Origin of the sequence: Paenibacillus sp. FSL E2-0201 (assembly GCF_037963325.1) — a bacterium.
In the GTDB taxonomy this organism is placed as follows: Bacteria; Bacillota; Bacilli; order Paenibacillales; family Paenibacillaceae; genus Paenibacillus_AQ.
In genome coordinates, this window is the sequence record NZ_CP150154.1 from 3,455,722 (window position 1) to 3,477,138 (window position 21,417).

The 21,417-nt window shown below is 42.9% G+C and carries 17 protein-coding genes; 15 read left to right on the forward strand and 2 right to left on the reverse strand.

Going from position 1 to position 21,417, the window contains the following annotated elements; all coding sequences use genetic code 11:
* Positions 1 to 37: 37 nt before the first annotated feature.
* Positions 38 to 1,870 (forward strand): thiol reductant ABC exporter subunit CydD, encoded by a 1,833-nt coding sequence (cydD, locus tag NSU15_RS15505; RefSeq protein WP_339286591.1) that lies wholly within the window; start codon positions 38 to 40, stop codon positions 1,868 to 1,870.
* Entirely contained in the window at positions 1,867 to 3,594 is a 1,728-nt protein-coding gene (gene cydC, locus NSU15_RS15510) for a thiol reductant ABC exporter subunit CydC (RefSeq protein ID WP_339286593.1), read from the forward strand. Before cydD ends, cydC begins: the two co-directional genes overlap by 4 nt.
* Before the next feature lie 150 nt (positions 3,595 to 3,744).
* Here the strand turns inward: cydC and NSU15_RS15515 are convergent, their stop codons facing one another.
* Positions 3,745 to 3,867, reverse strand: a complete 123-nt coding sequence (locus NSU15_RS15515; RefSeq protein ID WP_339286595.1) for a hypothetical protein — start codon at positions 3,865 to 3,867, stop codon at positions 3,745 to 3,747.
* A gap of 433 nt (positions 3,868 to 4,300) precedes the next feature.
* On the opposite strand from NSU15_RS15515, the gene NSU15_RS15520 reads away from it, so the two are divergent.
* Both NSU15_RS15520 and NSU15_RS15525 read left to right on the forward strand, forming a co-directional pair.
* Positions 4,301 to 4,894 (forward strand): sigma-70 family RNA polymerase sigma factor, encoded by a 594-nt coding sequence (locus tag NSU15_RS15520; protein WP_339286596.1) that lies wholly within the window; start codon positions 4,301 to 4,303, stop codon positions 4,892 to 4,894.
* Complete coding sequence (locus NSU15_RS15525; RefSeq protein WP_339286598.1) at positions 4,854 to 5,804, forward strand: hypothetical protein; 951 nt, start codon at positions 4,854 to 4,856, stop codon at positions 5,802 to 5,804. Before NSU15_RS15520 ends, NSU15_RS15525 begins: the two co-directional genes overlap by 41 nt.
* Positions 5,805 to 5,909: 105 nt before the next feature.
* Here NSU15_RS15525 and NSU15_RS15530 read toward each other — a convergent pair whose 3' ends face one another.
* Complete coding sequence (locus NSU15_RS15530; protein WP_339286600.1) at positions 5,910 to 6,932, reverse strand: MBL fold metallo-hydrolase; 1,023 nt, start codon at positions 6,930 to 6,932, stop codon at positions 5,910 to 5,912.
* A 164-nt stretch (positions 6,933 to 7,096) separates the two neighbouring features.
* On the opposite strand from NSU15_RS15530, the gene NSU15_RS15535 reads away from it, so the two are divergent.
* The 11 genes from NSU15_RS15535 (at position 7,097) to NSU15_RS15585 (ending at position 21,413) form a co-directional block, all read left to right on the forward strand.
* Complete coding sequence (locus tag NSU15_RS15535) at positions 7,097 to 8,107, forward strand: fumarylacetoacetate hydrolase family protein (protein ID WP_339286602.1); 1,011 nt, start codon at positions 7,097 to 7,099, stop codon at positions 8,105 to 8,107.
* 92 nt (positions 8,108 to 8,199) lie between these two features.
* Positions 8,200 to 8,775 carry a TetR/AcrR family transcriptional regulator gene (locus NSU15_RS15540; RefSeq protein ID WP_339286604.1) on the forward strand — a complete coding sequence of 192 codons (576 nt, stop codon included), beginning with the start codon at positions 8,200 to 8,202 and terminating at the stop codon, positions 8,773 to 8,775.
* Positions 8,776 to 8,800: 25 nt separating this feature from the next.
* Positions 8,801 to 8,950, forward strand: a complete 150-nt coding sequence (locus tag NSU15_RS15545; RefSeq protein WP_339286605.1) for a hypothetical protein — start codon at positions 8,801 to 8,803, stop codon at positions 8,948 to 8,950.
* Between the two features lie 351 nt (positions 8,951 to 9,301).
* Positions 9,302 to 10,249 carry an ABC transporter permease subunit gene (locus NSU15_RS15550; protein ID WP_339286607.1) on the forward strand — a complete coding sequence of 316 codons (948 nt, stop codon included), beginning with the start codon at positions 9,302 to 9,304 and terminating at the stop codon, positions 10,247 to 10,249.
* Positions 10,250 to 10,262: 13 nt separating this feature from the next.
* Complete coding sequence (locus NSU15_RS15555; protein WP_042188438.1) at positions 10,263 to 11,132, forward strand: carbohydrate ABC transporter permease; 870 nt, start codon at positions 10,263 to 10,265, stop codon at positions 11,130 to 11,132.
* A gap of 66 nt (positions 11,133 to 11,198) precedes the next feature.
* Positions 11,199 to 12,785 (forward strand): extracellular solute-binding protein, encoded by a 1,587-nt coding sequence (locus NSU15_RS15560; protein WP_339286609.1) that lies wholly within the window; start codon positions 11,199 to 11,201, stop codon positions 12,783 to 12,785.
* Positions 12,786 to 13,073: 288 nt separating this feature from the next.
* A complete protein-coding gene (locus NSU15_RS15565) occupies positions 13,074 to 14,813 on the forward strand; it encodes a histidine kinase (protein WP_339286611.1) in 1,740 nt (579 codons plus the stop codon).
* Positions 14,810 to 16,435, forward strand: coding sequence for a response regulator (locus tag NSU15_RS15570; protein WP_339286613.1), 1,626 nt, complete (start codon positions 14,810 to 14,812; stop codon positions 16,433 to 16,435). Before NSU15_RS15565 ends, NSU15_RS15570 begins: the two co-directional genes overlap by 4 nt.
* 84 nt (positions 16,436 to 16,519) lie before the next feature.
* Positions 16,520 to 18,751 (forward strand): FAD-dependent oxidoreductase, encoded by a 2,232-nt coding sequence (locus NSU15_RS15575; RefSeq protein WP_076121761.1) that lies wholly within the window; start codon positions 16,520 to 16,522, stop codon positions 18,749 to 18,751.
* Positions 18,752 to 18,768: 17 nt separating this feature from the next.
* The gene (locus NSU15_RS15580; protein ID WP_076121763.1) at positions 18,769 to 19,977 is read left to right on the forward strand and encodes an SGNH/GDSL hydrolase family protein; all 1,209 of its coding nucleotides are present in this window, start codon (positions 18,769 to 18,771) and stop codon (positions 19,975 to 19,977) included.
* 446 nt (positions 19,978 to 20,423) lie between these two features.
* Positions 20,424 to 21,413, forward strand: coding sequence for a hypothetical protein (locus tag NSU15_RS15585; protein WP_339286615.1), 990 nt, complete (start codon positions 20,424 to 20,426; stop codon positions 21,411 to 21,413).
* The last annotated feature ends 4 nt before the right edge of the window (positions 21,414 to 21,417 follow it).

The window sequence follows — 21,417 nt, forward strand, 5'->3', positions numbered from 1 at the left end:
TTTCTCTACAAGCCTATATATAAAGGAGGTGTGATCTGTGAAGAGGAAATCCAGTCTGATTTCTCAGCAAATGTCTTCACAAAGGAAAAATATGACCCTCCTCGCGGTCATTTCGCTTGCGCTAGGTACAGCTATTGTGAGTCAGGCAGGGCTGCTTGCTGAAGCAGTCCAAAGGATTTTTGTGGAGAGAGCTTCATTTTCATCGGTTATCCTGTTGCTTGGCATACTTCTGACTGTTATGGCTGTACGCACACTGTTGTCGTACGCAAACGGTAAAGTTGGTTTGCACATGGCTGCCACTGCCAAGACGAATATGCGAGCGGCTGTGCTGAAAAACTTGACCCACTCTTCCATGCCGTCAACCCTTCGTGGACAGACCGGAGGGAAGGTCAGTATTGCTCTGGATGCTGTGGATGAGGCTGATAGTTATTTCAGTCAGTACATGCCGCGGATGATGGAAGCTGCTATCATCCCGATTCTAATTTTGGTCGTTACTTTTATCCAACATGCTAACACAGGTTTCATTCTATTGTTTACAGCTCCATTCATCCCGCTGTTCATGATTTTGGTAGGGCTCAAAACGAAGAACAAATCTGAAGAAAAATATGCACAACTTGCTGAGTTTTCGGGGACGTTTCTGGATTCTCTTCAAGGGCTGGTGACGTTAAAAATATTTGGACGGGCACACAGTCAGCAACAGAAAATTGAACACAGTAGTCTGAGTTACCGTGATGCCACGATGGGTATTTTGAAGATTGCGTTTACGAACACCTTCATGCTGGAATCGATCGTGATGCTAAGCATCGGCATTGTAGCTCTCGAATTGGCTATCCAGTTGCTTGTTTTCAAAACTATGACATTCCACACCGCTTTTTTCGTTTTGCTGCTCGTTCCCGAGTTTTACAACCTGTTAAAGAATACGGGAACGGCCTTTCACAGTGGCCGAACAAGTATGGGGGCAGTACGTAAGGTGGAACAGATGCTTGAAGAAACGGCAGGGGAGAGCATGGACGCGAAAGGCAATGAAGGAACATTAACCTTCCAGGGAAACGACGAGAACGTCAACATGGGTAGGGTCGACAAGATAAGCAAATTGGAGCTTGCCCATACCAATGATCTTTCAGTTCCGCCATCCATGGAAATTGACCATCTCAGGTTTCAGTATGCACCAGATTCATTCGAGCTTAAGACGGGTCAGATCCAGTTTAATCCGGGAGAACACATTGCGATTGTAGGTAAAAGCGGTTCCGGCAAAACGACTTTGCTTCATCTCATCGCCGGTTTGCTGAAACCTGCAACGGGAACGGTCCTGGTGAATGGAAGCCCACTCTCGCAATACGATGAGTCTGTTTGGTTCGAACATGTTAGCTACATTACACAGCATCCGTATATTTTTGCTGGTACATTTTCTGAAAATATTGCGATTGGTGCTCGTGAGAGCATTTCCAAGGCAGAAATTGAGCGGGCGGGGGAGGAAGCAGGACTCGCTGCGCTTACAGCCCAATTGGAGCATGGATTTGATACCTTTGTTGGTGAAGGAGGCAGGGGTCTGTCTGGTGGGGAGAAGCAACGGCTTGCTTTGGCACGCGCTTTTTTGAAGCGGCCTGCCATCATTCTGTTTGATGAACCTACAGTTGGACTGGATTTGCACACCGAACGGGTACTGCAACGCTCCATTACCAAACTGGCAAAAACGGCTACGATGATTACGGTGGCTCACCGATTATATACGATTCAACAAGCCGACAAGATTTTATTTATGGATAATGGAGTGTTAGTGGACTCTGGACGGCATGACGAGCTTATGGAGCGCCTGCCTCAGTATGCCGAGATGGTTGATGTACAGCGGAAAGGGGGGGTATCCTCATGAATGAGCTGGCTGTTCTGTCAAAAGCGATGATTCAGGAGCGCAAGGATATCATTCTTTCCATTTTGTGTGGATTTATCGCCGGCATAGCCGGTGTGGCACTCTTTTCCGCGAGCGGGTATCTAATTTCACAAACGGTATTTGCACCACCGCTTTATACTTTGATTGTACTAACCTCGATGGTCAAACTGCTTGGTCTGCTCCGGGCGGCGAGCCGTTATGGAGAACGCTTGTACTCTCACCGGGCGACATTTTCCATGCTTAGCCGTTTACGTACTTCCTTTTTTGCCAAGCTTATTCCTTTAACGCCTGGTATTTTGAACAAGAATCGAAGCGGGGATCTGCTTGCGCGGATCGTTGGGGATGTGGAAAGTTTGCAAAACTATTTTTTGCGAGTTGCTTATCCTCCGATCATGGTCGTCATGGTATTTTTGGCTACGGTGCTGTTTACTTCTACCTTTTCGATCTGGATTGCCGTTTTGTTTGTACTAGGTATGCTGATAACGGCATTCGTTGTACCAGGAATTGTGTTACTCGGGCAGCGGAGAGTACATGGACGCGTTCGTGAGCAGAGGGCGCAGCTGTCCACGGAAGTTACCGAAGTGTTGTACGGTTTCCGGGATTTGAAAGTATACGGGCAATTGGCACAGCGGGAGGAGCAGCTTCAGCATGCTTCCGCTGTATTGGCAACTGAACAGCAACGAGCAGCCGGGCAATTACTGCGCGGGCAGTCGATGCACACTTTTGTTACGTTTCTCGTTTCCTGGGGAGTGCTGACGCTCGGCGCCTATTTGATTATGGAAGGAGCGCTTGCAGGCGTATTTCTTGCCATGTTGGTCATGGCATCACAAACCGTATTTGAAGAAGCGACGGCTATGGCCACATTACCCGCGTATAAAGAGGATAGCGAACACGCAGCCAGACGACTGACCGAAACAGTACAGACCATAGATGAGCAGTCTTCGCAGCCAAGCGGCATTTTGTCTGTTAATGATGCTGTTAGGATAGAACTATCCGGGGTTACGTTTCAATATGAAGGGGAATGGAGACCGGCACTTAGGGATATGTCTCTGCACATTTTACCTGGGTCCAAAACTGCGATTGTCGGGCCGAGTGGGTCAGGAAAGTCAACAATTATCGAATTGCTGCTCAAGCTGCGAACGCCAACGGCTGGAGATATACGTTTAAACGACATTTCGGTAAAGGAACTGGATGAGGCTAGCATTTGGAAAACGGCTAATGTGGTGTTTCAGCAAAGTCATTTCTTCCGGGGAACGATCCGGGACAACCTGCTGCTTAATGGAGAAGAACATGCTGACGAACAATTGTTAGACGTGCTGGCAAAAATGCAGCTGCCCGATACATCTTTGACCGATAGGGTGTATGAAAAAGGGGAGAATCTGTCAGACGGCGAGAAGCAGCGACTGGCTCTGGCGCGAGCGATGCTCCGCAAAGGACGGTTATGGCTTCTGGACGAACCAACTTCATCGCTGGATTATGTGACTGAGCAACATGTTTTTAAGCATCTCTACGCACAGGCGGCTGATGATACACTTCTCTTGATTTGTCATCGGCTTACCGGCTTGGAGGAGATGGACCAGATTGTGGTCATGGACCAAGGCAGGGTAGTCGAAACGGGTTCCTATTCGGAGTTGATGAGACAAAAAGGTTATTTTTATGAGATGAAAAAAATTGAACAGCAAATGATCGGAGAAGTTGGAGTGTGATGATTGGAAAAGCAGAAACAGTCTTGGACTTAATAGGAAGTCCAAGACTGTTTCTGCATTTTTTCGCTTAACGTTACGAGATAGTTTTTCTGCCAGATACAATATTAACTGTGTAATTTCAGAAGTTACCAATATTGATTTTTCTCAATCCTAGCCTTTTACATAGCGGAGCATCGCAGTAACCTGCTCCACCACAAAGTTTGAAAGCATTTTGCGGTAGAGTAAGATAGTTAACACCTGACCATACAAGATTCCTGTCTGTAGATTCAGCATAGTAATATCTCTCTCGATTGTTGACTGCCGCACTCAATACCTTTACCGTTTAACATAGATTTATTGTGTACCAACCTACAGCTTCATTCACCAATCGTACTAAATGAATATCTAAACAATTGACTGATTAATTCTCATGCGGTGTCCCGAAAGCCATTTTATGGCTGTTTAGGGCGCCTTTCGTTTTTTATATAAGTTTAAGGTAAACACCAAAATCCGTTTTTTCTTTGAATCCACTACAGAAAATGTGATGATACATAGTCATGATATTCCTAAGGTTTATGAAGAAGATGAAGCTAACTGACTGTAATTTTTTAACATACAACAAAAGAAAAATATTTAAAGTAATTAACTATGGCTTAAACCATAAACGATTGCTGTCACATTTTGGGTCGAGCTGTTCGTTGTATAGAGTGAAAGGGGGGGAGACAGCTTGAATGATACGGAGTTAAGTCAGATCATTGCAGATGTGTTGAATGGGGAGATAGAAAAATTTGAGAAAATCATGGAGGTTTATCAAAAACCGATTTTTCTCTATTGTTACCATATGCTGGGCAATTATGCCGAAGCCGAGGATAACGCACAGGAAGTATTTTTGAAGACATTTCGAACCTTGAGGAAATATACCCAATATCAAATAGATTTTGGCGCTTGGGTATATAAGATTGCCTACCATCAATGTATCGACATCATCCGTAAGCGAAAGTTGGTGAAATATTTACCTTTCTTTTACCAGGATGAGAAAGAAAACAATGAAGTCGACTTGCATATTGAAGCCAACTATTTTGATGAATCCGTACATCAAGCCATGGCAAAATTATCGCCGGAAGAGCGTAATTTGTTAATCTTACGTTGTGTGGAGGATAAAAGCTACCAGGAGATCGGATTGATTCTCGGCAAAAACAGTGCCAGCCTTCGTAAAAAATACGAACGTGCATCTGCAAAATTTCGAAAGTATTATGCTCAAGTGAAGGGAGTGGGAGTGTATGAATATGGACAGGGATCGGGATTTGAAAAGACTGTTTGATGACCCGCGCATTCCCGACGCCGACTTGACAGGAAATGTAATGAGAATATTACATGCTAAACCAAAAGAAAAGGAGCGATTTTTTATGAAATATAAAGTTGTTCTTACTGCGTGTATAGGGATGATGTTAATGGCCTCCACGGGTTATGCGGCAGTCCAATATCATTCTTTGAAGAATAAAGATGGCGAAGTCATATATGAGACTAAATCGACCAAAGATTACGGAAAAACAGAATCGAAAGATGAGACAGCGCGGTTCAAGGCATTTTTTGAACTTAAGGAAAAGGTGCTAAAGAACGGGGAAGCTGGGCTGTTTTATATGGTTACCAATAACCCGAATCATCAAACAGATCTTGGAACAAAGTTGACTATCTTCCATGATCCATCTCAATTGCGCGAGAAGATTACGGATAAATCCATTAAGATCGCAGACAACATCAATGGAAATTATACATTCCAAAAGGCGGACGTAATCTTTAAAAATGCTCAGGAAGTGAATCCTCCTTCTGCGGAAGAAAAAAAGAAAATGGCAGAAAAGCTGAGAAAGCAGGCGGAAGAATCCAATCAGGGATATGCCATGATGCCCGTTGAAATGACAGATCAGTTTTTCCATCTCTTTGCTACGTATCAAAATGGCGAAGATAAAATCGGGGTTGATATCACTAATCTGAGTGGAAAGAGCGATCCTACAATGTATATTGATGAGAGCGTTGAATTTAAGCAGGAGAAGGTTTTAGTGAAGGGAGTAGAAATGCTGCATACAGAATTCGCTCCTTCGCAGTCGCACGAGCTGAAATGGGTATACGAGAGCCCCGACAAAAAGATGAAATACGGCTATACTTTACATGGAGATATAAATAAAGTAAGTAAAGAAACCTTGATGACACTTGCCGAAGGCTATTTGGAATAATAAATATCGTTTCAAATTCCGTGGAACCATTAAAAAGAACGGCCGCTGTTCGCATCGTTTGCGACAGGGCCGTTCTTTTGTTTTTCATAGGTTAGCTGTAAATTGCTATTCTTGCCAAACACTCATAGGGTCCCATGGCTTGATCTGATTTCCATATTTTCCAGCCAAAAAAGCTTTCATGTCTTCCAGCTTAGCAGGCACTTCGTTCCAAATTGGAAAGGGTGGTAACCCTCGTTTGCTTTTTAATAGGATATCCACTGTAACATACAAGCGTTCTGGCTGAATCCAATGAAGGAAGCGGGAAATATCAATTTGCTTGGTCAGGGACAAGGAATCAATTTCGTCATTGTAATGCTTGTTGAACTCGCTAATCAGGTTCAGGAGGTAGTCTCTCTGCTCCTTCACGAATTCCAGGCCACATATGGCGCCATGTCCTGGAACAATTATTTCGGGTTTAATTTCATCAATAATGCGATCAAGCACTTTAACCCAATTGAGGGTTCCCTCTTCACTGTATGCCGTACATCCGTTAAATACGACATCGCCAGCGAACAGCACTTTTTCTTTTGGCATCCACAACAGCAAGTCACTATCAGAGTGGGCTGGAGCTACGTTGTAAATCATAACTTCCGTATCGCCAAGACGGATGTTGATATCGTCCTTTATCTCAATATTCGGGAGCACCCATTCTACGCCTTCCAGGTCGAATCCTTCAAATTCCGCTGCAAAAAACCGCTCGCCCGGAGTTGATTCCGGAGAATCCTTTCCTCTTCTGATGACGCTGTCCATCCAGGCGATATTTTCGGTGAGACGCTCTCTGGAGGCTTCCTTGTGCATAATAATGCAAGCATCTTCAAACACTTTGTTTCCCCAGGCATGATCGCTGTTATAGTGCGAGTTCACCACATATGCGGGAGAGGCGCCGTTGCTTACTTCCATAAAAGCCTCTCTCATTTCCCGCGCATGGAACAAATCGAAGAACGTGTCATACACCAGCCCTTCACCCTTGTTGATGAACCCGGCATTGGCCCAACTGATCCCGCGATACGGCGAAATACCGGCAAAAACGCCATCTGCGACTTCAATAAATTTAACGCGAGGTTTTTGGATAATACGTCCATACTTCATAAAAAATCTCCTTTACGTATATGTTTTTAGGATAAGGCATACTGACTAAGTCATTATTATAGAGAATGAAAGGAGCAAATGCAAGCTAGCACTTGCTTGCATTTGCTCTATGCGATATGATAGTAACAGGACACATCACACTACATGGATGGAGGCGCTGCAACATGAAGCTAGTAACCTTTCAAACCAAAATATCCCAGGAACCTTTGTTTGGGCTTGTAATTAACGAGAAATTTGTCGTGTCTTTTGCCGCAATCATGAAAAAGCAGGGAACATTCGTTGACAGTCTTGAAAGTATGGACAGCTATCTTCATTATTTGCCGGCAAGTTATGATGCCGCTAAGGAATTGATGCAATATGCTGTCGAACAGTCGTATCAATTTAATGAAAATGAAATCTGCCCGATTGTAGCGGTAAAACTGCTGCCGCCAGTTCCAAATCCGGCTGCGCTTATCGATTTCGGGCTGACACCAAGACATCTGAGAAATGCTGGCGTAAATCTGCTGCAAAGAGAATATACAGGGCCGGAAAGGGAAGAGCTTAAAGAAAAAATTGCTGAAAAATTCCAGCAAGATCCGAATAAAGTAACTTTCAGTTATTACAAATGTAACCATAATGCATTAATTGGCGATGGAGATACGATTCATTGGCCTTCGTACTCTTCCTACCTCGATATTGAGCCGGAGCTGGCCTTTGTTACAGGGATGGAGAACTGCATTGCAGGTTATGTTATTTTTAATGACAGTACTGTCCGCGATGTGCAATGGCCGGATTTCCAGGGGATGACCGGACCGACACGCTGCAAAGATTTTGATCGCAGCAAAGGCATAGGACCATTTCTGGTTACGCCGGATGAAATCGACAATCCGCTGGTACTGGATGTGAATGTATACATCGGGGAGAGACTGCACTGGAAGGGGAGCACATCCGAGTATGCTGCACACCCTGCAAAAGTGATGGAGGAGGTTCTCAAAGTTTTCACGCCGCTCCCGGGCACGATTATAGGAATGGGGACGATACCAGATTGCTGCGCAATCGAGACCGAACAATGGCTGTTGCCCTCTGACCGAATCCAGATTACATTTGATAAATTAGGCACGCTCACGCAATTGGTGCCTGATCATGTCAAGATTACGGAACCAAGCCGCTGGGAAAAAAGAAGCGATTTATCTTAAATAAACGTTTATCAAAATGATAAACTCCGACTCTGCTTCATCTGCAGAACTTGTAGTAGAATAGGGTTAACATATGCAAAAGGAGAAATACAATGCAAACTTCAGACAGAATCATTGAAGCCGCGACACAGCTCATCAAAAAGAATGGCTATCGGGGAGTAAGCACCAAAGCCATTGCAACGGAAGCTAAAGTCAATGAATCTACGATTTTCAGGCAATTCGGAAGCAAGCAAGGCATATTGGAAGCCATCATTGAAAGACATTCGGATATCCCGCAATTTGAGAAGCTATTAAAAGAGGACGCGACCGATAACCCGGAAATCGATCTGCTGAATGTAAGTCAGCAGTACCGTTTGTTTTTCCATAAAAATGCGGACATCATTTTGATTGGCATCCGCGACAAAGGAATGCTTCCCGAATTGGACAGAGTGCTGGCCGAACCGCCGGCGAAGCTTCATTCCTTGCTGGTTGAATATTTTCAACGCTTGCAGAAGAAAAAAGTTATCGCCAGACAGGATGAGCGTCTTGTCGCAATGTCTTTTCTCTCGATGTGCTACGGGTTTCAGATGAGCGAGCTGATTCACCGGCAATATCAATCCCAACTCGTCAGCGAAGAAGAGTTCTACAAGCACAGTGTCTCATTGTTTGTTAAAGGAATTTTGTCTTAGTCCTAAATATTTATTGATTTATATATTGAGAAGTCTAAATTTACGTGAACAGTCTGAGTCTAGAAACACGGTGTTACAATCCATTCATCTAATGGAAGAGCATGCAGCGACGGTTGATGATGTGGTAATTATTAAGCATGGAACAATCGTTGCAAATGGAACATTGGAGAAGTAAAAGGTAACCCTTCCACGCTGAAGGATGCCTTTTTTGCTCATAAATGTAGTTTTTAGTAATGGAAAATAAAATACGTGGATGCATGATATAAAAAACATGTCTCATTAAATTAAGCCCAATTTTTTCTAGGGCTTTTTTTGTTTGGGACCTCAGGATTGTATTTGCTCTATACTCAAACTTTCGAGTCAGAGTTATTGTACGAGCTTTAATGCAAGACAATCATGCCTATTGTATTGAAATTATCTAAGGATGTACTTACTTAAAATCTTATAAGAAATTCTTGAAATCACAGAAATTTATTCGGGTAGGGGGATGCTATTATACAAATATAAATAAAGACGAGGTGATGAAATGCATGTAAAATTGGCAGCGGACGCCATTCCCCTCACCAAAAAGCGGAATTCATGGATAAGAACGATAAAAAAGTATAAAGTGATGTACGCTCTCTTGTTCCCGGCATTACTTTACTTTGCCGTATTCAAATACGTTCCTATGGCGGGAATCATTATTGCTTTTAAAAACTATAACCTAGCATTGGGACTATGGGATAGTCCATGGGTGGGATTTAGAAATTTTACAGATTTTATGAACGGCGTTTATTTCTGGGACATCATGAGAAATACGATAATCATATCGCTGTATAAGCTGTTGTTCGGTTTCTCAGCTCCTATCATACTTGCTTTGCTGCTCAATGAAGTTTATACCCAATGGTTTAAGAAAGTCGTACAAACGATCACTTATTTACCCCACTTTCTATCATGGGTCATTGTTTATGGAATGATGGTGGCGTTATTAGCCCCAGGTGATGGTCTTTTTAATATGATTTTGAAGGAAGCTGGAGTTGAACCCATCTCATTCCTAACGGAACCTGCCTGGGGCAGACTGCTGATCATCTTATCTGAAATATGGAAGGATATTGGATGGGGAGCGATATTGTATCTTGCAGCATTAGCAGGAATCGATCCAAGCCTATATGAAGCGGCTAGAATTGATGGCGCTTCCAAATGGAGACAGCTATGGCATGTGACACTTCCCGGCATTCGAGGCGTGATGATTCTGATGCTGATCCTTAAATTAAGCCATATTCTGGATGCTGGTTTTGACCAAATATTCATGTTTGCCAACAGCTTTAATCAGGAGAAGATCGACATTATCGACACATGGGTATACCGTGAAGGGCTCGAGCGACTTAAGATTGGCTTAGCTACTGCTGTGGGATTGTTTAAAGCGGTCATCGGATTTGTTTTAGTGTTGGCAGCGAATAAGCTCGCCAAAAAATTCGATGGGCAAATTTGGTGAGGTGGTTATCAATATGATCAATTTGACAATCGGTGAAAAAGTCTGGCAAGCAGTCGTTTATTTTATTCTTATTTTACTAGCTCTACTTTGCTTACTACCCTTTCTATATGTAGTTGCAGTTTCAGTGACGCCAGAATCGGAAGTGTTAAGAAGAGGAATTGTTATTATACCAGAATCCTTTACCTTTCTAGCCTATAAAGAAGTATTCATTTCTCATGGTATCGGGCAGGCGTATAAAATAACATTGTTTCGAACGATAGTAGGCACTGCTCTCAATGTGTTCTTTACGGTAATAGCGGCATATCCATTATCCAAAAAATATTTGCCGGGTCGAAGCCCATTTTTACTATTCATTGTCTTTACCATGATGTTTGGGGGAGGATTAATTCCGACTTATTTACTAGTCCGCTCTCTGGGATTGTTAAACAGTCCGTGGGTATTGATTATTCCCAATCTCATTAGTGCATTTAATCTGGTGATCATTAAAGGCTTTTTCGAGCAATTGCCTGCTGAAATCGAGGAATCAGCGAGGGTAGACGGTGCAAGTGAGCTTCAGTCGTTATGGCGGATCATTTTACCCCTATCCTTGCCCGTCCTTTCCACAATTTCCTTATTCTACGCAGTCGGGCATTGGAATAGTTATTTCGATGCTATTGTTTATATCAATGATTCCAACTTAATGCCGCTTCAAGTGATCTTGCGCAACATCCTGCTTAACGTCGCAACCCAAAGTGCTGATTCGCTTGCCAATACCGGAGCTGTTAGTACGTTCGCTATACAAATGGCAGCAGTTGTCGTGACTACAGTTCCGATTTTGATCGTTTACCCATTTATGCAAAAGCATTTTACCAAAGGTGTACTCTTGGGATCGGTTAAAGGTTAAAAAGAAATTCCAACCTGAGTTGTTACGGGGAAACCGTGATAATATAGAAGCAAAGGAGAGGTCATTATGCAACGTAAAGCGATTACATTTGCTATTCTGACAGCAATGGTCGGTGTGGGAACGGTATTGTCAGGATGTGGGGACAAAAAAGAAGTTACATCGTCAGCTACGGGTAATTCACAAGGCCAGTCTAGTCCCTTTGAAAAAAAATTGAAAATTTCGATGTTTAACCAAGGCACTTTCAATGCTGCTGCTCCGATTCCTCCCCGTGAAGAAGATATCCAACGCCAAATGTTAGAGAAAGCAGTAAATATCGACTTGGAAATGATGATTCCTCAATCAGGTCAAGCAACGACTAAATTAAATACGCTCATTGCTGGAGGAGATATTCCAGATTTGATTTTCTTGAAGAGCCGGGCTGATCTTGCGCAATATTATGACCAAGGCGTTCTTGCGGATTTGACACCGTATCTGGATCAATTTCCTGAATTACAGAAACGTTTTAGCAACGACTCCTGGGAGGCGATGTCCTATCAAGGAAAAACCATTGGAGTTCCAGGTTATGATAATGTAAATGGTATCAGTCGAAGCTTCTTCATTCGCAATGACTGGCTGAAAAAGCTGAATATGGAAGTGCCGACGACACCCGATGAGTTATTTGAAGTTATGAAAGCCTTTACAGAGAAAGACCCAGACGGTAATGGCAAAAACGATACGTACGGATTCATAGGCGGCATGAATAAAGAAGGCAATCTGCAAACCTACGGCTTCGATAGTTTGATGTGGATGTTTGGCGTCAATCCTCCCTCAGCCATTGATGTGAAAGACAATGAACCAGTGTTCCTGTTTACCGACCCGAAAATGAAAGAGGCGCTCGCTTATATCAATAAAATGATGGAAGCCAAAGTTGTAGATCCAGACTGGGTGACGATGAATACTCCCGATTTGCTCGACCAAAAGTTATTTAAGGGTAAAGTTGGCTTCATGATAAGAGATGCACGTAGGCTGGAACCGGATTATCAGCAGAAAATGAAAGAAATCAGTGGAGAGGTGCCGGAATGGATCGTCATTCCTCCAATGATAGGTCCTTATGGTGATCAAATTGTAGAGAGAAAATCGTTCCAAGGCAATTCATGGGCCATATCCAAGAAAGCAGATAAGGACAAAATTATTCGGATCTTGTCCATGCTGAATTATCTCTTTACGGACAAAGAAGCATATCCGAATTTTGCATACGGAATTAAAGGGATTCATTGGGATTTAGTGGACGGCAAGATCAAGAATAAAACCTCCGAATTATCAAAGGAAATGAAAGAAAAGTACCTATGGGTAGACCATTATAGAATGCCGCGTCGTGGTGATGACGCTGAGTACTTCAGCTTCCAGAATCCTAAGACGGCAGAAGCTTTTAAGAACAATCAGAAATACGTGGCGGCTACTTTGCCCGGGAATTTATTGACTGAAGACCCGAACGATACATTGGCAGCTGACCGCCAACGTTTCATTAATGAAAGTTTGGTCAAATTTATGACCGGAAAAGAACCTCTTTCTAACTGGGAGAATTTCCTCCATACGTTGGATACCAAGTTTGACATGCAGAAATATAAGGATACAGTGGTGAAGCAATTTAAAGAAGCAGGCTTAATCAAGTAAATCAAGTAGAAACGGCTTAGCCATCCTTTTAAAGGACGGTACCGTTTCAGTGAGAGAGATAAGGAACATTTATGCGCGAAGCATATAAATTCTTATCTTTTAAATAGAGAGAGAGGCTATAAATAGCCCCTCTCTTTATTGAAATATAAGAAAGTATAAGTTTTACTTTATACTTTATCCTTCTATTTTTCGAAGAAACGCTTATCGTCCTTAAAAAGGACGCCGAAGGCGTTTCTTCTTATCATATGCTATTATTTGTTTATTACAGATTTAAAAGGAAGATGATAGATGCGAAGAAGAATCAGCTTGCCTTTAAAATTATTTTTTATCGTTTTTGCATTTGTATTAAGCTGCATAATCTTGATAAGCGAATTATCTTATTACTATGTCCAAAAGGAAATAAGAACCTCTGACATTTTTTACACCAACCAAATACTTGACAAGGTTGATCAATATTTCACAGTTAATTTTTCCTCCTTCCAGACGATCCTATTCTCGGTCGAAACTTCAGTGAAAGCCAACATCGACAATACAGAAGTAATTAAAAAGCAATTAAGAGAGCTGTATGAACTCAACAGTAATTACGTCAGTAATATTTATTTGATCAAAAGCGATTTATCCATTCTAGGCGGAAGTACACCTACCCGAATATTTGATGAGCCTTTAGCTGAAAGAGAACCTTTGTTTGATGCGGCTGACAAGAACAGAAGGACTACATTTGTCAGTGATCCTTACAAATCTAAATATTCCGGCTGGACAGTAACGATGGTTCGATATCTGAACGGCGCTCCGTTTCCTATGGCCATTGCGGTAGATTTGGATCTAAATGCCATTGAAGAGACCTTGTTCAACATTAATAAAAAAGAACAAATGGATTTGGCTCTTATCACCGCATCGGGGAAAATCATTGCCGGATTTTCGGAAAATAAAGGAGCCCTAAATATTCAAGATCATACTTTTTCAATCGGTGAAACGTCAGCGGAACAAATTCTGGATAAAACAGAAACAAGCCTTCAACTGCATACCAAGGATGGCATACCGGTCTCCCTTCTGAAAAAACCGACTGAGAAATTCAACTGGAGCCTCATCTCGATTAACGATGAATCACGCTTGAAAGCTGCTTTGTCCAGATTGGAGACCTATTATATCGAGCTTCTAGCTGCAGGACTTCTCTTAAGTCTGTTCATCTCCTTTTTTGTTGCCAAATATATAAGGACCCCTCTTTATGCGCTCAAAACAAAAATGAAGCGGGTGGAGCATGGCTTCCTCACAACTACAATATCGATTAACCGAAACGATGAGTTTGGAGATCTCTCTCAGGCATTTGATCGTATGCTGCAACAAATTGTGGAACTGATACGGGGAGCAGAGCTACATAATGAACTTGAGCGAAAACTGGAAATCCAAGTGCTTCAGTCTCAAATAAACCCTCATTTTCTGTATAACACGCTTGGTTCTATCAGTAATGTTATACGACTAGGACAAATTGAGAAAGTAGATGTGGTGATCGAGTCTCTCATTTCAATATTGGAATATGGAATAGCCGATGCCTCAGAGAAGGTTTCACTACGTCAGGAATTGCAAAATGTATCGGACTATATCGCGATTCAGAACATCCGCTATAACAGAAACTTCCACTTGATTGAAAATATCGAAGCAGAGTTAATAGATTTCCCAGTTTTTCGAATGCTGCTGCAGCCCCTTGTGGAGAATAGTATCTTCCATGGTTATAACGGAGGGGGGATCGAAGGCCCTATTACTATTCATGCGTACAGGGAGGGCGGCATCGTCATCATAGAAGTAGTTGATCAAGGCGAGGGAATTCCAACTGATAAAATAAAGCATATTTTGATTTCAGACCCGGGTGATGTGGAAGTGAAAAGGAAAAGAATCGGGTTAAATAATATTCATGACCGAATAAGACTTCACTACGGAGAACAGTTCGGGCTCCAAATCATAAGCATACCTAAGGAAATAACCCGTGTTCAAGCCTTATTCCCAGCAGTCTCGTTTAAAGGAGATGTATGATGGTGAGAGACTACACCTGCTTCATTGTTGATGACGAAGATCTAATCATTCAGAGATTGGAATTGTTTTTTAACGAGCTCTCCCATATGGATAAACGATTTCATTTAGTGGGAAAAGCGAATAATGGGCTGAAGGGGATAGAGGAGATCGTAAAGCTTAAGCCGGATATCGTGATATCTGATATTGTTATGCCGCGAATGGATGGAATTTCCATGATTGAGCAGCTAAAACCAAAGCTTCCCCATACCCAATACATTCTTTTGACCGCTTATTCATCCTTTGAATACGCCCAGAGAGCTATTCAAGCCAACGTATTGGAGTACATTGTTAAGGTTCCGCTCAGGGATGCAGATTTGGATCGCGCTTTAGATAAGGCTGCCGGGATTGTCAATGAGGTTAAGAAAAAAGAAGCGGAATTTCAATCGTTAAACGTATCCGTGCTTGAAAATAAATATAGAGTCCGCAAGCAATTTTTTAACGAGCTTATCAGAGGCGAAATTCCTTCTCATCGGGCATCGGATTTTGCCAATCGCATGCAATTCCATTTCTTTCAAGCCAACTATTGCTGCTTCATTGTTGAAATGAATCTGTATGAAAGTTTCCGAAACGATTATTCAGCGTCTGATCAAAACATCTTGAAATATGCGATTACGAATATAATCGAAGAAACGGTGGTGAATGGTGGCAGAGGTGTAGCTGCGGATCTATACGATAATCGTTTTATCGGCTTTCTTTCCTGGGAAAATAATCGCAGTGATATGGACACGGAATATGCTTGCCATTCTTTGGGTAGTCAGATCGTCTCCCATTTACATCAATATTTGAATCAAAGGGTATCCGTCGCTTTTGGAGGTCCGCACCGAGGCTGGGAATCCATCAAACAAGCTTACATGGAAGCTAATAACGTGAGTGAGGATTTCTATTATCATGAAGAGAAAGTAGTCAAAACCCCCATGCATCGGTTCCATTACCGTAATGACAAAAAGGAGGACTTTCAGCTGAAACTGGCTGATTTTCTCACATGGATACAAAGAAAAGTTTCCAAGGAAGAGCTGGAGGAAGAACTCTCTGCTTTAAACCAATTTGTGACGAATTATAAAATCCATAAGTCCCTCATGGCCCCTATGCTTCAAGACTTGTACAGAGACATTACTGCGAAATTTAAATCGGGGAACTCGTTGACCACGGATGCATCAGAGTTTCCAATAAAATTCATGACATTTCGGGAGCAGCTTGCCTATATTGGCGACTTCACCTTCGAATATGTACACGCTGGCCAACTTTTACATCGTATAGAAATCATGAGCGCTATGCGGTTTATAGAGAAACACTTGAAACAGCGATTAACGCTGGAGGCTATTGCCGAGGAAGTGAATTTAGCTCCATCGTATTTCAGCAGCTTATTCAAAAAAACAATGAACGAGGGCGTTATAAGCTACATCAACCGTAAAAAAATTCAATTAGCTCTCGAGCTGTTAAATGTTCGGGATTATTCTTTATTAGAATTGTGCGAGGAAGTAGGAATTGTGAATGTAGGTTATTTTTGCAAATTATTTAAAGAATATACGGGTGATACGCCTAAGCAATATCGGATAAAAATGACACGGTATGAATCCAAATAAGGTTGCAAAAAATGTATAAATTTCTCGCGAAATCATGTAAAAAAAAGGGCATCAAAAGGCTTACCATGATAGAAGGATCTAATCATGGAGGTTATCAAAATGGAGCTTATTAAAGCAGATGTAACCGTCGTAGGCGGAGGTATTGCTGGGATATGCGCTGCCATTGCTGCCGCACGCCAAGGGCTGCAGGTTTCACTTATTAATGATCGACCGGTTCTTGGGGGAAATGCGAGCAGCGAGGTCAGGGTTCATATCAACGGGTCGGCATATCTCGGAAACAGTCCATCCTATTATGCACGTGAGGGCGGGTTGGTGGAAGAACTCAAATTGAAGATTTTTCACTATAATCCGTTATACAACAAGAAGCTTATGCTTTCGCTTTCGGATACGGTCTTGTTGGATATGGTCTATGGTGAGCCTAACATTTCTCTGTTTCTGAATACATGCGTGCATGAAACGGGCATGGAGAACGGTAGAATTAAATGGGTGGAGGGCCTTCAATTGGCTTCCGAAAGAAAATTTCGTTTCGAAAGCCGAACCTACATCGATTGCTCCGGAGATGGAGTTGTCGGATATCAAGCAGGTGCTCTCTTCCGCTGGGGGAGAGAAGCGAAGCATGAATACATGGAAGAATTGGCTCCTGAAGTGGCGGACCATTACACCATGGGCGATACGATCTTGTTTCAAGCCCGTGACGTAGAATATTCCGTTCCATTCAAAAGGCCTGGCTTTGCGTATGATATTACGAAGTTGGCTTTTTTCGATAGTATCAGAAAAGGCTTAAACCATAGGGCTTTACCAAGAAAAATCAATGGGCTTGGCGGATTGTGGTGGCTGGAATATGGTGGACATATGGATATTATCAAGAATAATGAAGACATCGCATTGGAACTGCGGAAATTGGTGTATGGGATTTGGGATTATATCAAAAATAGCGGCGAATTTGATGATGTAGACAATCTCATCTTGGATTATGTATGCCCGATTCCGGGAAAGCGGGAGTCGAGGCGGTTTATTGGTGATCACATGTTGTCTCAGAATGATCTTACAGCAAAGCCGCATTTCGAAGATGCTGTATCCGTAGGTGGATGGTATATGGATTTACATGCTAATAAGGGCATCTACGATGAGGGACCGGCTACAGCATGGAATTTCGTGCCTGGATTGTACAATATCCCTTTCCGCAGTTTATATTCACGAAATATTCCTAATCTCATGTTCGCTGGTCGCAACATAAGTGCTACCCATGTGGCTTTCGGATCTACAAGAGTAATGGCAACCTGCGGTTGTATGGGGCAGGCGGTTGGAACGGCTGCTTCATTATGCTTGAAATATGAGGTAGATCCCGCGGCGATAGTCGAAGCTCATATGGGAGAACTGCAAGAGTTGCTGCTTCGAGACGGGCAAACCATTGTAGGACTTCAAGAGGAATTGGAGCCTTACTTCGCTGACGGATTAACTATTCGGGCCTCGTCTCAGCGCAGCTATGACAATCTTCATCCAACCGAGGAGATTTCCTTGGAGAAAGGGTTATGTTTGGTCTTGCCGGTTCAGACATCCGTCGCTGAAAGTGTACGGATCAAAATTAAAAATAGGTCTGAGCATTCAGAAACATTGCATGTGAAGCTGTTTGGCGGGGAACGGAAGGAAAACTACATTCCCACCAGTGAGTTGAAAGATTACCGCCTGGTTATTGCAGCCGGTCATGACGACTGGATTACGCTAAACTTGGGCTGCAAGAAACCGGCTGACGACAAAATCTACATCGTATTGGAAGGTACGGCGAGCCTTGCCGTATATGGAAATGAAGAGAAAATGACAGGAGCGGTTAGCTTCCATTATAGACCGGAAGAGCCATCCAGGCTGAAGAAATTCAATAAGAGCATTTGCTTCAAGGAGCTATTACCATCCCAGAATATGTATAATCCTGAGAATGTCGTCAATGGCTACTCCAGACCTTATGGCCAACCGAACGGCTGGATTTCTGAACGTACGGAAGGTCAGGAATGGTTGGAATTCTGTTTTGCAAGCCCCAAAAACGTAGACGAAATTCATCTTGTTTTCAATTCACAGTTGGATTTGGAGCATTTCAACGACCCGATCGAGTCCCTTATCCAAGATTATGATTTGACCTTGACCTTAGAAGACGGAACCGAGAGGACAATCATAACTCGTGGGAATTATCTCACGTTGAATAAACATAAGGTGGATGCGAAACGTGTAACCCGAATCCAGATTAATTTCTGCGCAACGTATGGTTCGCCTTATTTTGAAGTGTTTGCTGTAAAATTGTTTGCTCCTAAAATTGATAAATGAGGTCAGGTGAAGTCACGATGAAGGAATTATTCCCTCGTAATGGGCTCCCCAATATAATTCAGAAATTAGAAAATGGGGATACCGTAACAATCGTCTATTTCGGCGGCAGTAATACCCGTTCTGAAGGCTACAGGGTCATGACGGCGGATTGGCTTCGTGAGAAATATCCTAAGGCGGATATCCGCTCTGTGAATGCAGGCATTAATGGGACAGGATCGGATTTGGGTTGTGCCCGTTTGGAGACAGATGTACTGCGTCATCGGCCTGATCTAGTATTTGTTGAATTTGTCGGTAACGATGGCGGAGATCCCGAATCCAAGGCGCGGATTGAAGGGATTGTCCGTCAGATCCGCAAGCGGAGCCGGTTTACCGATATCCTGTTCGTTTATACACTGAAGGAGCGGGATGTGGCCTTATTTCAGTCTGGGGAATACCAGAAGGGGGCTCTAATGCAAGAGGAAGTGGCCGACTATTATGGTATTCCTTCGATTCATCTGGGCGTAGCGGTCAGTCACTTGGTGTCGGAGGGAAAACTCGTTTTTACCTCAAGGGAAGACGTGACCATTTCTGGAGCCGTTGTTTTTACGCATGATTCGATCCATCCGACTATCCCCGAAGGACACCAGATTTACACGGATACGATCACCCGATCATTTGAGAAAATTAGAGAACTTCAAGGTCATCCGGGAAGGTTAGTACATCACTTGCCTCAGAATCCGTTGGTTCCGGCTAATCCTTGGGAGTATGCGACCATGCTGTCACTGGATAGTCTTACTACTTTTTCCGCAGGATGGTCTTACATGACGCCCGATGATTTTGCTTTAGTGCGCGAGTACAATTGGTTGTTCCCCGGCCTATGGCGAGCAGTCGATCCTGGAGAGGCTATTACGGTGCAGTTCGAAGGCACCCATATCGGGTTATTCGATATCGGGGGGCCTGATTCTGGCAGATTGAAGGTATCGGTGGATGGTGGGGAACCCTTTATTGTCGATCGATTCACACTATACAACGATCATAATCGTAATCAGTATGTATTCTTGCCGGAGCTCCCGAATGGAAAACATACGGTTCGCTTTGAAGTCGATACCGAAAAGACAGACAAAGCGGCTGTATTTGAAGCATACGGCAATGAACGAAGTAGAGAGCATGTCCGGCAGCATCCAGATTGGTATGATCAAACGGTGATTCAGCTTGGGAAGTTGTTATTAGTGCAGCCGCCATTATAATTAATCATTAGGCTGTGAATAATGGATAGACCTACATCATAACTGACTGCAGTTGAGCGGTCATTATGATGTAGGTCTCTTTTTTAAAGGACGACAACGTCGTTTCCTCTTGCTTAAAATCTTATAAGAAATTCTTAAAATCAAAGAAATTTCACAGTTCTGTAACATGCTATGATAAAACTGACAGAGCGGGCTTAGCCAGAAGGTTAAGGCTAATTGCTTCTTTACGATCTTCGAACAAAGTAGGGAAACATTATTTTGAAAGCGTTATCAAAACAAGGGAGGCTGTGAGTTGTATGATAAAAAGGAAGCTGTTTTTCTTAATCGTTTTCATCGTGACGATATTAGTTCCTTTTAGCCTAGTCGGAATAAGGACCGCTTAAGCGGAGCCCTTACCGTATAAGACGATTATCATCGATGACGGGAGCATCACGATCAATGATGTTGTGACACCTGATGTGGGTAACGAGAACAACGGATATTCAGCTCTGAATTGGACCACCAGTACAGGGGTGAAGGGATATGATAACTCCAGTTCTAAATATACGAGTACAGCAGGCAGAACGATATCCTGGAATCCGCGATTGGAAGCGGGAATGGCGAAAATTTCGTTATACAAACTTAACTGGGAAGATAAAGCAGATAGCAATGTGAAAATTGAAATCGTTCACAATGGAACGACCGATGTTCTCTATATGGATTTGCGGCCTTCATTTGGTGCTCCTGTGGGATGGGTTGATTTGGGAAAGTACCTTTTTTCCGGAGTTGGTAAAGAATTCGTTAGATTAACTCGGTCTACCAGCACAACAAGCACGATAATTACGCGAGCTGATGCGGTCAAGTTCGAAGGAAATATTCAGCAAAAAGAGCCGCATAAGACGATCATCATTGATGATGAAAGCATCAAGATTGATAATGTCGTCACCACTGATGCAGATAACGCAAATAACGGGTTCTCCGCTCCTTATTGGACTACAAGTACGGGAGTGAAGGGATATAATAATTCCAGTTCCAAATTTACCGATGCAGTAGGAAGAAGCATCACATGGAATCCGCGATTGGAAGCAGGGACGGCGAGAATATCATTCAACAAGCTTGATTGGGCGGATAAAGCAGACAGTAATGTTAAAATTGAAATTGTTCACAATGGAATTACGGATGTCTTGTTTATGGATCTGAGACCCTCGTCAGGCCCATCGGCTGGATGGGTTGATTTGGGGTCCTATTATTTCAGTGGTGATGATAACGAATTTGTCAGACTGACTCGAACGCAACCTACGACCGGAAAGATCATTACGCGGGCCGATGCGGGGAGTCTAGCCAATTACTACGATACGATGAACAAACGTTGGATTACATTCGACGAGATTGATTTCCCTGACAGCCACACGGCGATATTAACCGATTCTTCACATGGAAGCGATTACGATTTATAAGTGA